This window comes from Streptomyces sp. NRRL S-1022, assembly GCF_000720135.1.
GTDB lineage: Bacteria > Actinomycetota > Actinomycetes > Streptomycetales > Streptomycetaceae > Streptomyces.
The window spans coordinates 171214-184455 of sequence record NZ_JOIU01000003.1 but is presented as its reverse complement, the minus strand read 5'-3'; the positions used below and the strand labels follow the sequence as shown (position 1 = coordinate 184455).

Below are 13242 nucleotides of genomic sequence, written 5' to 3'. Positions count from 1 at the left end.
CGAGTCCTCCGTGTCGTGCTGGTGCGTACGGGTGTTACGCGGCGGCGAGCTTCGCCGCCGAGTCGGCGTCGACGCAGGCCTGGATGACCGCGTCGAGGTCGCCGTCCAGGACCTGGTCCAGGTTGTACGCCTTGAAGCCGACGCGGTGGTCGGAGATGCGGTTCTCGGGGAAGTTGTAGGTGCGGATCTTCTCGGAGCGGTCCACGGTGCGGACCTGGCTGCGGCGGGCGTCCGCGGCCTCCCTCTCCGCCTCCTCCTGCGCGATGGCGAGCAGCCTGGAGCGCAGGATACGCAGCGCCTGCTCCTTGTTCTGCAGCTGGCTCTTCTCGTTCTGGCAGGAGGCCACGACGCCGGTCGGCAGGTGCGTGATGCGCACCGCGGAGTCGGTGGTGTTGACGGACTGGCCGCCCGGGCCGGAGGACCGGTAGACGTCGATGCGCAGGTCGTTCGGGTTGATCTCGACGTCGACCTCCTCGGCCTCCGGCGTGACCAGCACGCCGGCCGCGGAGGTGTGGATGCGGCCCTGGGACTCGGTGGCCGGGACGCGCTGCACCCGGTGCACACCGCCCTCGTACTTCAGCCGGGCCCACACGCCCTGGCCGGGCTCGGTGGCCCCCTGCCCGCCCTTGGTCTTCACGGCGACCTGGACGTCCTTGTAGCCGCCCAGCTCGGACTCGGTGGCGTCGATGATCTCGGTCTTCCAGCCGACGCGCTCGGCGTAGCGCAGGTACATGCGCAGCAGGTCGCCGGCGAACAGCGCCGACTCGTCGCCGCCCGCGCCCGCCTTGATCTCCAGGATGACGTCCTTGTCGTCACTGGGGTCGCGCGGGACGAGCAGCAGGCGCAGCTTCTCGGTCAGCTCCTCGCGCTGCTTCTCCAGGTCCTTGACCTCGGCGGCGAAGTCGGGGTCGTCGGCCGCGAACTCGCGCGCGGTCTCCACGTCGTCACCGGTCTGCTTCCAGGAGCGGTACGTGGCGACGATCGGGGTCAGCTCGGCGTAGCGCTTGTTCAGCTTGCGCGCGTTCGCCTGATCGGAGTGGACCGACGGGTCGGCGAGCTTCTTCTCCAGATCGGCGTGCTCGGCGACGAGTTCCTCGACGGCCTCGAACATCTTGGGCTCCTGTACTGCGGTGAAGGGAAGGGCGGGCGACCAAAAACGCCGGTCCCGGGCACACCCCCGCGGGGGCGTGACCGTGGACCGGCGATATGGGGCTCGCTACTTCTTGGAGCCGGCGGCAGCCTTGCCGAAGCGGGCCTCGAAGCGGGCCACACGGCCACCGGTGTCGAGGATCTTCTGCTTGCCCGTGTAGAACGGGTGGCACTCGGAGCAGACCTCGGCCCGGATGGCGCCGGACTCGATGGTGCTACGGGTGGTGAACGACGCACCGCAGGTGCAGCTGACCTGCGTCTCGACGTACTCGGGGTGGATGTCGCGCTTCAAGGTGTCTCCTAGGTTCCGGGAGGGCTCCGGGTCGCCGCCGCGGGGTGCGGGAGCGTGAACCGGGGCCGACGTACCAGTCTGCCAGGACTGGGGCCATCCTCCCAAACCGGGGGTGCGGCTGTTCTATTCCGGCCGGGCGGGCGGGGGCCGTCCGGGTGCCCTAGCCGGCGCTCACCACGCCCTTGGCCTCCCCGGTGGCGGTGCCCTCGGTGGCCGAGGCCGGGATCGGCTGGTCGTTGCGCAGGGCGTTCCAGACCAGCTGGGCCTTGGACCTGGCCAACAGGACGCGGTTGGGGTTGGCCGGGTCGTACCGGACGGGCATCGTGACCATCTTCATGTGGGACGAGCTGATGCCCTTGAGGCCGCCGGCGAAGTCGATCAGGGAGTTGACCGAGCCGAGGTCGGAGTCGGTGGTGACGGCCTTGGTGGCGGTGTCGGCGAGGTCGTACAGCTTCTTCGGGTTCGTGAAGACGCCGACGTGCTTGACCTGGTCGATCAGGGCCTTGACGAAGGCCTGCTGGAGCTGGATGCGGCCCAGGTCGGAGCCGTCGCCCACGCCGTGCCGGGTGCGGACCAGGCCGAGGGCCTGCTCGCCGTCCAGGGTGTGGGTGCCGGCCTTGAGGTCCAGGTGGCTCTGCGGGTCCCGGATGTTCCTGGTGGTGGTGACCTGGACCCCGCCGAGGTCGTCGATGAGCTTCTGGAAGCCCTCGAAGTCGACCTCCAGGTAGTGGTCCATGCGGATGCCGGTGATCGACTCCACCGTCTTCACGGCGCAGGCGGCGCCGCCGGTGGAGTAGGCCTCGTTGAACATCACACCGGACGCGGCGGGGTGGGCGGTGCCCTTGGTGTCGGTGCACTGGGGGCGGTCGACCAGGGTGTCCCGGGGGATGGAGACCACGCTGGCCTTCTTGTGGCCCTGGTAGACGTGGACGATCATCGCCGTGTCCGAGCGGGCACTGCCGTCGTCCGTGCCGCCGCCGAGCTTCCTGTTCGTGCCGGAGCGGGTGTCCGAGCCCAGGACCAGGATGTTCTCCGAGCCGTTGTCGACCTTCGTGGGCCGGTCGCTGCCCAGCGCCTGGTTGATGTCGACGCTGTGCAGGTTGCCGTTGAGCTTGAAGTAGACGTACCCGGCGCCGGCGCCGCCCAGCAGGACCACGCCCGCGGCCGTCCACGCCGTGGCGCGCACCGCCCTGCGGCCGGTGCTGGGTGCCTTGCGACGGCGTCCCTTGCTCCGGCGGCGCGGGGTCGTGCCCGGCTCGGTTATGGCGGGCTGCGTGCTCTCGGCGGCCACGTCGCTCCTAGGTCTCGGCGGTCGGTTACCCCCTGCGGTCGGGGTCGGGCGCGGTCGTCACCGCTCCATCGTCGCTCCGTCCGGTCAGACGGAGAAACTCGGAAAAGGGTTGCACAACGCCCCGTGCCCCTCGCGTACGGCGAGGGGCACGGTGCGTAGTCGACCGGCCCCTTCGGACCGCGCTCACCTGCGGATTCGTTAGCGAGGGTGGTCCGGCCGGAGACCGGCGGCCGCCGAGATCGCTGTGGCAAAGATCTCGGGGCCGCGGGTCCGTGGAACCGTCGGTCAGCGGGCCGACATGCCGAACCGCAGCCCGGCTGCCGGGAGGCCGCCCGTGCCGGGCGCGTAGGTGGTGACCGGCTGCACGGTGCCCCCGGTCACGTTCGCCCACGGCATCGAGTACAGGGAGCCGTAGGCGCCCGGGCCGTAGGGCATGCCGATGTAGAGGCTGGACTGCGTGCCGTACAGGCTGGCGCCCACGTTGTGCCCGGCGGTCGGGGTGCCCGGCATGCCGTGGCTGTTGCCGGCCTCGACCCACCGGTCGGTGGCACCCGGGGTGGTGCTGCGCAGGCCGAAGACCTGTACGGCGCCCGCGTCGGCGACCGTGCCGATGTCCTCGCCCGGCACGCCGACGGCCATCACCAGGCTGGTGTCGGTCGCGGACGCCGCCGGGTCGCGGTTGGCGACGGCCACCTGGGCACCCATGCGGTCACCGGCCTCGGGCGCCCCGGAGACGTCGTCCGGCGCCTGCTCGTAGCTGCCGTTGATCTCCGTGACCGGGGGCGAGACCAGCCGGTCCACCCTGAGCACGATGGCCCGGCCGGCGTCGGCCTTGGCCTGTCCCGAGTAGGTGATGTCCTCCCCGGGGATGCCGACGGCGATGTACGTGCCCCTCCTCAGCCACGGGAAGCCCTGCGTGAACATGGCCTGGGTGGCCGAGACCGACGCGCCGAACTGGTCCCCCGCCTCGGCCTCACCGCTGATGTTCGGGGACGCCTGGTCCACGGAGGCCAGGTGGGTCGGGACACCGCTGGAGTTCAGCTCGTGCGCCATCACGTCGACCTGGCCCGACACCACCTCGGAGCCGTTCGGGGTCGTGTAGGGCACCACGCCCTCGCCCGGAATGCCGACCACCACGCACTCGGGGCTGGCGGCCACCGAGGACCCGTACTTGTCGCCGGCCTCCAGCGTGCCCGCCACACCCGAACTGCCCTGGATCAGCGTCCGGTTGACGGAACCCCGCAGATAGAAGACGGCGCCGGTGTCCGTCTTGCCGTCGATGTCCTCACCGGGAACCCCGATGACCAGGTACGGCTCCTGGTCGAGCGTGAGGCCGGCGGCGACGGCGGCGCCCATGCGGTCCCCGGCTTCCGAGGCCGAGGCGAGGATGGCCTCCGAGCCCGTGCCCTGTTCGAGGTGGAGTGCCGCCTTGCCGGAGCCGAGGCCGCCCGAGGCTCCGTAGAGGACGTCCACGGTGCCGGCGTCGGTCGCGCTGCCGACGTCCTCGCGGGAGGTGCCGACGACCAGGTCGGTGCAGCCGTCCTTGTTGTAGTCGACGGCGGCGAGGGAGTCGCCGAAGTAGTCGTTCGGCTCGGCGTCGCCGGGCACCGAGGCGAGGTCCTGGTTCAGCTCGGCCGTGCCCTTGCCGGCTCCGTAGACCACGCGGACGAGGCCCGCCTTGGCGTCGCCGCCCACGGTCGCCTCCGGGTCGGCGACGGCGAGGTCCTCCTTCTTGTCGCAGTTGAAGTCGTTGCCCGCGGCGAGCGGCTGTGCGGTGTCGCCGCCGAGTGCCTGGGCGACGTTGATGCGGGGGGTGTCGGCGCCCGTGTAGCTGATGCTCTTCCCGCTGTTCTTCAGCCGCGACTGAAGGTTCGCGATGCTGTCGTCGGGGAACGCCTGCCGCAGGATGGCCAGGGCGCCGGACACGTGCGGCGCGGCCATGGAGGTGCCGTTCTTCGAGGCGTACCCGTTGCCGGGCACCGAGGAGACGATGCTGGTGCCGGGGGCGAGCAGGTCCAGCAGCGGGCCGCGGTTGGTGAACGCGGACAACTGGTCGTCGTCGGTGGTGGCGCCGACCGCGATCGCGGAGGGCACGCAGGCCGGGGCGCTCACCGCGTCGGTGTAGCCGTTGTTGCCGGCCGCGACCACGGTGGCGACACCGGCGGCGAACAGGTTGTCGATGGCCGCCTTGCGCGGGTCGGTGTCGCAGGCGGTGGCGTACCGGCCGGCGCCCAGGCTCAGGTTGGCGGCCACCAACGGGGTGCCGGACTGGCGCAGTTGGAGCACCTTCTCCAGCCCGGCGAGCTGGGCGCTGGTGAAGCTGAGCACGCAGGGCGCGGCGCCGGGGCCGCAGACGTCCTCGGAGTCGAACTTGCTGAACACCTGGATGGCGACGAGGTTGGCGCCGGGGGCGACACCGCGCTTGGGGGCTCCGGTCAGGCCCGCGCCGTTGCCGGCGACGATGCCGGCCACGTGGGTCCCGTGGTCGCACTCGGCGATGGCCGCGCACGGGCCGGTGCCGGAATCGGCCGTTCCCGGGCCCTCCTGGTGGTCGGTCCCGTCGGGACACAGGCTGGTGGCGCCGTAGTCGGGGTCGACCGGCGAGAAGCACGCCTCCGCGACGACCCGGTCCTTCAGGAACGGGTGGCCGGTCGCGACGCCGGTGTCCAGGACGGCCACCACGCTGCCCGCGCCGGTCATGCCCTGGGCGGAGGCCTGGTCGGCCCCGATGATGGGGACGCTCTCGTCCAGTGACGGCCGCGCCGGGACGTCCTCGGTGACGCTGACCACGCCCGGCTGGGCGGACAGCTTGTCCAGCCCGCTCCGGTCGACCTTGAGGGTGACGACCGGCATGGTCTGGTACGACTGCACCGTCTCGCCCGCCGACGCGGCGGAGGAGAGGTCGGTGCGGTTGGCGGTGACGACGTTCACGCGGACGGTCCCGCCGGCGGAGGTCTCGTCGTACAGCGGCGGGTCGACCGGGTCGGCCGTCGCGGCGGTCGCGGCGGCACTGGGCGGCGTCGCGGCCTGGGCCGGCACGGCGCCGAGGGACACGGCCATCACCGCGGTGACGACCGTGGTCCATAGGGGTTTGTTCACTGTCGCTCCGGTGGGAAGCGGGCACGACTGGGCCCGCTGGTGCGTGTGCGGGAAGGGAGCCGGGCGTGCGGAGGCCGGACGGCGAAGGGTCTCGCCGTCCGGCCGGTTCGCTCGCCTGTGTGATCCGATCGGGAGGCCGTACCGCGGCTCAGGTGGCGTTGGCGCCGTTCTTCGGGTTGCCGTACCGCTGGACGAACTTCAGGTACGTGTACGCGATGCTGCGGCACACGCTCTTGAACCGGTAGGCGGAGCAGGTGTAGTCGCGGAGCGTGGTGTGGAAGGCGTTGTCCACGTTCGACTTCTTGCTGCGGTCGAGGTAGTACTTGTAGCCCTTGTAGGTGTTGCCGATCAGGCCGTAGCCGTAGTCGTGCATGTCGCAGGCGGACCGGAAGTCGTAGCCGGACGGCTTGTCCGGGGACTGGGTGCAGTGGTCGTGGTTGATGCCGACCACCCAGTAGCCGCTGGGCAGCTTCTTCCAGTACGGGGCGTGCCAGCCGTAGTGCGCGACCCAGGCGGCGCAGCCGGCCTTCGTGTACCACAGCCAGGAGGTGGCGGTGCTGCACTGGCGCGGGTAGGACTGCGGGTCGGAGATCTCACCGGTGGTGAAGTCGGCGGCCGGCGGGCCGGAGGCGCCCGGGTCGGTGATGCCGGCCGCGCCCTGGAACGTGGACTGCGAGGCCGGGCGGGCCAGGCCGGTGGACTCGACGTTCGGGGCGGCGGAGCCGGCCGGGAAGGTGAGGTCCCAGGCGCCGTTGGCGGGCGAGCTGATCGTGGAGACGCGTCCGGTCGTGTCGTAGGAGTACGACGCCACCGGCTCGGCGCTCTCGACGGGGTTGGTCATGGTCCGCAGCCGGCCCGAGGCGTCGTAGGCGTACCGGGCGACCGTCTGCGTCGTGGTGCCGGCGGTGAGGGAGATCTCCTTGGCGCGGCCCTGGTAGTCGCCGTACGTCGAGCCGGAGGCCGTCGTGTTCGACGCGTAGGTCACCGTCAGCGACTGCTGCGGGGTCTCCCCGGCGGCCGGCTCGGTGATGGTGGACACGCGCCCCTGGGTGTCGTAGCCGACCGTGGAGGTGCCGTTGGAGGTGCTGCCCACGCCGGTGACCCGCCACTTGTCGGTGCCGGGGGCGGCCTGCTTCCACGTGTAGGTGGGCTTGAGGTCCGCGGACGGCACCGGGTTGCCGGAGGCGTCGGTGAAGGTGTCGTCGCCGGTCTCCGTCGCGGACAGGTCCGCGCCGAGGCTCTCGACGACGGTGGTGACCAGAGCGCCGGCCGAGGCGTCCCACTTCGTGGTCTCGGTGATCTTGGAGCCGTCGGTGGTCTGGTACTTGTTGACGCCGCCGCCGCTCGGGTAGGCGATGCTGCTGGTCAGGCTGTAGCGGAACGATTCACCGACGTCGAGGTCGGTGACCACGATGTCGCTGCCCTGCTGTTCCAGCTTGCGGTTGAGCGTGCCGCCGAGGAATTCCGCTTCCCACCCGGGGCCGAAGGCGCCGATGTCGGCGCGGGACGCGGGCGCCGATTCCGGCTGCGCGGCTCCGCCCGCCTGGGCGACGACGCTGTGCCGGCGGCCGATGGCGCCGACGGCCACGTCACCCTCGGAGATCTGGAAGGACTGGGACTCGCTGAAGTACAGGCCCGGGCCTATCTGCTGGATCTCGCCCGTGGCCAGCGGCGGATCGACCGTGGCGGCCGACGCCTGCTGCATCGGAAGCAGCAGCGACAAAGAGAGTGCCGTGATGACCGGCACAACTGCCTTGCGCACAATTCCCCCCTCGAATTGATCAACTCGGTTGAACGCCAGACCATAAAGAGCTGATCAACACAGCCACAAGATCCTGCATAGGGAATCAAGAAGTCCGTTTCTTTGCGGCGGTGAAGAGCCGCCGGAAGGGCGGGAGACTGTCCCCGTGCGACGAATCCCCGCATGTCCGCGCAGAGTTGGCCGCATCCGAGGAGACCTGCCGAAGGCCCCCGGAAACCCCCCGCCGACGCCCCTGCGAACGAGGAGCCGCCCACCCCGGATCCGCGGGTCGCCTTCCTGGAGATGCTCGACGCGGTGGGACGGCCGTGCGCACCGGACACGCCCCCGCCGGAGCCGGCCGCGCCGGACGAGAGGCCGCCGGCCGCCCCGGTGGAGCCGCTCCCCGTCGAACCGGCCACACCCGCCCACGCGGCCGCACCCGTCGGCGCGGTCGCACCCCGCGGCACCGAGCCGGCGCCGGACTCCTCCGCGCCGCCGCGGCAGCCCGCACCGAGCGCGGTCGAGGCGTGCGAGAGCCGCCGCCACGCCGAGCGCATCACCGAGGCGCTCGACCGGCCGGCCGACCCCGCGCGCCCGACCGCGTCGGGGCGGTGCTGCGCGAGCCGGGCTACCCCGGCGAGCGCGTCCACGGCCTGCGCCGGGCCGGCGCGGTCACACGGTTCTTCCTCGATCTGCGGGTCCCGGGAGGCGCCCTGCGCCTGGCCGGTTCGGCGACCGGGACGGGGGCGGTGGTCACGGCCTTCGCGGCCCCGGTGACCGGCCCCTTCACCCCGCCTTCACCTCGGCAAAGCGGAGGCAAGGACCCCGGGGTGACGTGACCGAGGTCACAACAGCACCGGGAACCCCGCCCGCCTCTCCGACGTCACCTGTCCGCTCACCGGACGCGAGGCGCACGGACAGCGCGAAGGGCCGCCCCCATGGTGGGAGCGGCCCTCGGCTACAGCGTGCGGCTGCCTACGGCGTGCAGCCGCTTACGGCGTGCAGCCGCTTACGGCGTGCGGGTCAGTCGTTGCCCGGCGTCGGCGTCGTCTTCTGGATCTGCATCAGGAACTCGCCGTTCGACTTGGTCTGCTTCATCTTGTCGAGAAGCAGCTCGATCGCCTGCTGCTGGTCCAGCGCGTGCAGGACCCGGCGGAGCTTCCAGACGACGGCCAGCTCCTCGTTGCCGAGCAGGATCTCCTCCTTGCGGGTACCGGACGCGTCCACGTCCACCGCCGGGAAGATGCGCTTGTCGGCGAGCTTCCGGTCGAGCTTGAGCTCCATGTTGCCGGTGCCCTTGAACTCCTCGAAGATCACCTCGTCCATGCGGGACCCGGTGTCCACGAGCGCCGTGGCCAGGATGGTCAGCGAGCCGCCGTCCTCGATGTTGCGCGCCGCGCCGAAGAACCGCTTCGGCGGGTAGAGCGCGGTCGAGTCGACACCACCGGACAGGATGCGGCCGGAGGCGGGCGCCGCCAGGTTGTAGGCACGGCCCAGACGCGTGATGGAGTCGAGCAGCACGACCACGTCGTGGCCCAGCTCCACCAGTCGCTTGGCCCGCTCGATGGCCAGCTCGGCGACCGTGGTGTGGTCCTCGGCCGGGCGGTCGAAGGTCGAGGAGATGACCTCGCCCTTGACCGACCGCTGCATGTCGGTGACCTCTTCCGGACGCTCGTCGACCAGGACGACCATCAGGTGGCACTCGGGGTTGTTGTGCGTGATCGCGTTGGCGATCGCCTGCATGATCATGGTCTTACCGGTCTTCGGCGGGGCCACGATCAGACCGCGCTGGCCCTTGCCGATCGGCGAGACCAGGTCGATGATCCGGGTGGTGAGCACGCCCGGGTCGGTCTCCAGGCGGAGCCGGTCCTGCGGGTAGAGCGGGGTGAGCTTGTTGAACTCCGGGCGGCCGCGGCCGTGTTCGGGCGCCATGCCGTTGACGGAGTCCAGGCGGACCAGCGCGTTGAACTTCTCGCGGCGCTCGCCCTCCTTGGGCTGCCGGACCGCACCGGTGACGTGGTCGCCCTTGCGCAGGCCGTTCTTGCGGACCTGGGCGAGGGAGACGTACACGTCGTTCGGACCCGGCAGGTAGCCGGAGGTCCGGATGAAGGCGTAGTTGTCGAGGATGTCCAGAATGCCCGCGACCGGGATCAGGACGTCGTCGTCGGCGACCTGCGGCTCGGCGATCTCGTCACGGCCCCGACGGCCCCGGCGGTCGCGGTAGCGGCCGCGACGGCCACGGCGGCCGCCCTCGAAGTCGTCGTCGTCCTGCGGACCGGCGTTGCGGTCCTGACGGCCGCCGCCCTGCTGCTGGCCCTGCTGCTGCCGGTCCTGCCGGTCCTGGCGGCCGCCGCCCTGACCCTGCTGGTCGTCGCCCTTGTTGCGGCGGTCACGGTCCCGGCCGCGCTCGCGGCGGTCCCGGCGGCCACGGCCCTCGCCGTCACCGGCGTCGCCCTTGGCCTCGCCCTGCTGCGCCGGCGTCTCGGCCTTGCTCTCGCCCTTGGCCTCGGCGGCGACGGTCTCCGCGCCGCCCTGGGCCGGACTGCCCGCATCGGCGGTGGCGCGGCGGCGCCGGCGCTCGTTCGGGGCGTCGTCGGAGGCGGGCTGGCCGGGGATCTCGATCTGCTGCTGGGCCACGGCCTTGTCGGCGGGCGCGGCCTTGGCCTCCGCCTTCTTCTCGGCCTCCTCGCCGGTGCGGGCCTTGGAGGTGGCCCGGCGCTTCGGCTTGGTCTCGGCGGCGGTGTCGGCCTTGGCGGCGGGGGCTCCCCCGGCGGCCTGCGCCTCCTTGATGACCTCGATCAGCTGGCTCTTGCGCATCCGCGCGGTGCCCCTGATGCCGAGGCCCGAGGCAACCTGCTGCAGCTCGGCCAGCACCATGCCCTCAAGGCCGGTACCACGGCGCCGCCGGGAGCCGGCACCGGTGGCAGGCGCGGAGGCGTCCGTGGCGGGCGCGGCAGCGGTCTCCTCGACACGTGCGCCCATCAGATCGGTGGTGTCGCTCACGAAGGGTCCTTCCCTGGAGCGGACGTCGGCCTGTCTGGCTCGGCGACCGGTTGTGCTGTCCGGCTACGGTCCTGTCTTCTGTGAACCGTGCCGGGGCGGTGGTCCGCCAAAGCGGCGGAGGAAATGTGCGGTGATCGGCGCTTCCGCGAGCCGTGGCACCCAGTGTCACGTGGCGTGGTAGCACCGACTCCGGGGCGTGCCCGGCGGCCCGCTCAGTGCCCGCATACGACGTACTGCCCAGGTACGGCGCAAGGAACACGGAGTGGCGCGGGAGGCTCCCGGAAGAATGTCTGTCCCGGACGGGGACACGAGGCACCTCGCCATGGTGGGGTCGGGTGCAGACTTGAGATTAACACTACCGGATCCAACAAACATTCCCCCTCTCCATAATCCGGCAACCGTGTCAGGTCGCGAGCGGCAGCACGCTCGCTCCCCGGACATCCAGGTCCAGCCGGTTGGCGGCCCAGCCCTCACCCGCGAGGTGCGAGACCTTGTCGGCGCTGTCGGCGTCGGCGAGGGCCATGACGGTGGGCCCGGCGCCCGAGATCACGGCCGGGATGCCGTCGGCCCGCAGCCGCTCCACCAGCGCGGCGCTCTCCGGCATGGCCGGGGCGCGGTACTCCTGGTGGAGACGGTCCTCGGTGGCGGGCAGCAGCAGCTCGGGACGCCTGGTCAGGGCCTCGACGAGCAGGGCGGCCCGGCCCGCGTTGGCGGCGGCGTCGACGTGCGGCACGGTACGCGGGAGCAGGCCGCGCGCGGTCTCGGTCAGGACCGGCTTCCCGGGCACGAAAACCACCGGAACGATGGAATCGTGCGGGTCCATCCTGATGGCCCGGGCGGTGCCGCCCTCCATCCAGGACAGGGTGAAGCCGCCGAGCAGACAGGCGGCCACGTTGTCCGGGTGGCCCTCGATCTCGGTGGCGAGTTCCAGCAGCGCGGCGTCGTCCAGCCGGCCCTCGCCGCCTATGGTCACCGCGCGGGCCGCGACGATGCCGGCGCAGATGGCGGCGGAGGAGGAACCGAGGCCCCGGCCGTGCGGGATGCGGTTGGCGCACACGATCTCCAGGCCGCGGGGCTGTCCGCCCAGCAGGTCGAAGGCGGTGCGCAGGGAACGGACGAGGAGGTGGCTCTCGTCCCGCGGGAGGGTCTCACTGCCCTCGCCCGCGATGTCGATATGCAGCCCGGAGTCGGCCACCCGGACGACCACGTCGTCGTAGAGCCCCAGCCCGAGGCCCAGGGCGTCGAAGCCCGGACCGAGATTGGCGCTGGTGGCGGGGACGCGCACCCGGACGGCGGCGGCGCGGAACGCTGGACCGGCCATCGCTCGAAGACACTCCTTGAGCTGCGTGGCGGTCGAATGACCTCGTCGGGGGACTCGGTGGACATTCGACCGATGTTCGGTGGACATCCGATGACGTACGACTGACCCGTCGGGCCGCGGAGACACCGCGGCGCCGTGCCATGCGCGAGGGCATGTGCGAAGGCGGGTTCGGTACAGCCTATCGAAGGAAGGTTCTGTGGCGACATAGGGCGCACAGGAGGCGCACGATGCGTGTCGTAAGCCCCCTGTGCACCCTGTCAGGGATTTCCCGGATCCGGGGCGCTCAGGCGAGGCCGAGGCGCTCGGCCGCGGTGGCCGCGTCGACCGGGACGGTGACCGGCTGCGGGGCGCCGGCGACGGCCCAGTCGGGGTCCTTCAGACCGTTGCCGGTGACGGTGCACACGATGCGCTGGCCCGGGTCGACCCTGCCCTGCTCGGCGGCCTTGAGCAGACCGGCCACGGACGCCGCGGAGGCGGGCTCCACGAAGACACCCTCCTGCGCGGCCAACAGGCGGTAGGCACGCAGGATTTCACGGTCCGTCACCTCGTCGATGGCGCCGCCGGACTCGTCGCGGGCGGCCAGCGCGTACTGCCAGGAGGCCGGGTTGCCGATGCGGATGGCGGTGGCGATGGTCGACGGGTCCTTGACGACCTCACCACGCACGATCGGGGCGCTGCCAGACGCCTGGAAGCCCCACATCCGCGGGGTCCGGCCGGCGATGCCGTCGGCGGCGTACTCCTTGTAGCCCTTCCAGTAGGCGGTGATGTTGCCCGCGTTGCCGACCGGGAGGACGTGGATGTCGGGCGCGTCGCCGAGCATGTCCACGATCTCGAAGGCGGCCGTCTTCTGGCCCTCGATACGCACCGGGTTGACCGAATTCACCAGGGCGACGGGGTAGTTCTCGCTCAGCGCCCGCGCCAGCGTGAGGCAGTCGTCGAAGTTGCCGTCGACCTGGAGGATCTTCGCGCCGTGCACGAGCGCCTGGCCCATCTTGCCGAGGGCGATCTTGCCTTGCGGCACGAGGACGGCCGACACCATGCCGGCCCGCACCGCGTACGCGGCGGCGGAGGCGGAGGTGTTGCCGGTGGAGGCGCAGATGACGGCCTTCGCCCCCTCCTCCTTGGCCTTGCTGATGGCCATGGTCATGCCGCGGTCCTTGAAGGACCCGGTGGGGTTGGCGCCCTCCACCTTGAGGTGGACCTCACAGCCCGTGCGCTCGGAGAGCACCTGCGCGGGCACGAGGGGCGTGCCGCCCTCACGGAGCGTCACGACCGGCGTGGTGTCGGATACCGGCAGCCTGTCCCGGTACTCCTCGATGATTCCGCGCCACTGGTGGGTCATTGCT

The 13242-nt window shown here is 71.6% G+C and carries 9 protein-coding genes; 1 reads left to right on the top strand and 8 read right to left on the bottom strand.

Going from position 1 to position 13242, the window contains the following annotated elements; all coding sequences use genetic code 11:
- Window positions 1–34: 34 nt before the first annotated feature.
- From prfA to IG05_RS0104255, 5 genes are all read right to left on the bottom strand, one after another.
- Window positions 35–1111, bottom strand: coding sequence for a peptide chain release factor 1 (prfA, locus tag IG05_RS0104280; RefSeq protein WP_030339252.1), 1077 nt, complete (start codon window positions 1109–1111; stop codon window positions 35–37).
- Between the two features lie 105 nt (window positions 1112–1216).
- Entirely contained in the window at window positions 1217–1441 is a 225-nt protein-coding gene (gene rpmE / locus IG05_RS0104275; RefSeq protein ID WP_030339250.1) for a 50S ribosomal protein L31, read from the bottom strand.
- Between the two features lie 160 nt (window positions 1442–1601).
- Window positions 1602–2732, bottom strand: coding sequence for an LCP family protein (locus IG05_RS0104270; protein ID WP_030339248.1), 1131 nt, complete (start codon window positions 2730–2732; stop codon window positions 1602–1604).
- 285 nt (window positions 2733–3017) lie between these two features.
- Window positions 3018–5831 (bottom strand): S8 family peptidase, encoded by a 2814-nt coding sequence (locus IG05_RS47655; protein ID WP_158838774.1) that lies wholly within the window; start codon window positions 5829–5831, stop codon window positions 3018–3020.
- Between the two features lie 148 nt (window positions 5832–5979).
- Entirely contained in the window at window positions 5980–7593 is a 1614-nt protein-coding gene (locus tag IG05_RS0104255) for a phospholipase A2 (RefSeq protein ID WP_051789484.1), read from the bottom strand.
- Between the two features lie 590 nt (window positions 7594–8183).
- Here IG05_RS0104255 and IG05_RS0104250 point away from each other — a divergent pair.
- Window positions 8184–8411, top strand: coding sequence for a hypothetical protein (locus tag IG05_RS0104250; RefSeq protein ID WP_030339242.1), 228 nt, complete (start codon window positions 8184–8186; stop codon window positions 8409–8411).
- Window positions 8412–8595: 184 nt separating this feature from the next.
- On the opposite strand, the gene rho is transcribed toward IG05_RS0104250, so the two are convergent.
- The 3 genes from rho to thrC form a co-directional block, all read right to left on the bottom strand.
- Window positions 8596–10575, bottom strand: a complete 1980-nt coding sequence (gene rho / locus IG05_RS0104245) for a transcription termination factor Rho (protein WP_030339240.1) — start codon at window positions 10573–10575, stop codon at window positions 8596–8598.
- A 403-nt stretch (window positions 10576–10978) separates the two neighbouring features.
- Window positions 10979–11896, bottom strand: coding sequence for a homoserine kinase (thrB, locus tag IG05_RS0104240; RefSeq protein ID WP_030339238.1), 918 nt, complete (start codon window positions 11894–11896; stop codon window positions 10979–10981).
- A gap of 283 nt (window positions 11897–12179) precedes the next feature.
- Window positions 12180–13238 (bottom strand): threonine synthase, encoded by a 1059-nt coding sequence (gene thrC, locus IG05_RS0104235; RefSeq protein ID WP_030339236.1) that lies wholly within the window; start codon window positions 13236–13238, stop codon window positions 12180–12182.
- Between the last annotated feature and the right edge of the window lie 4 nt (window positions 13239–13242).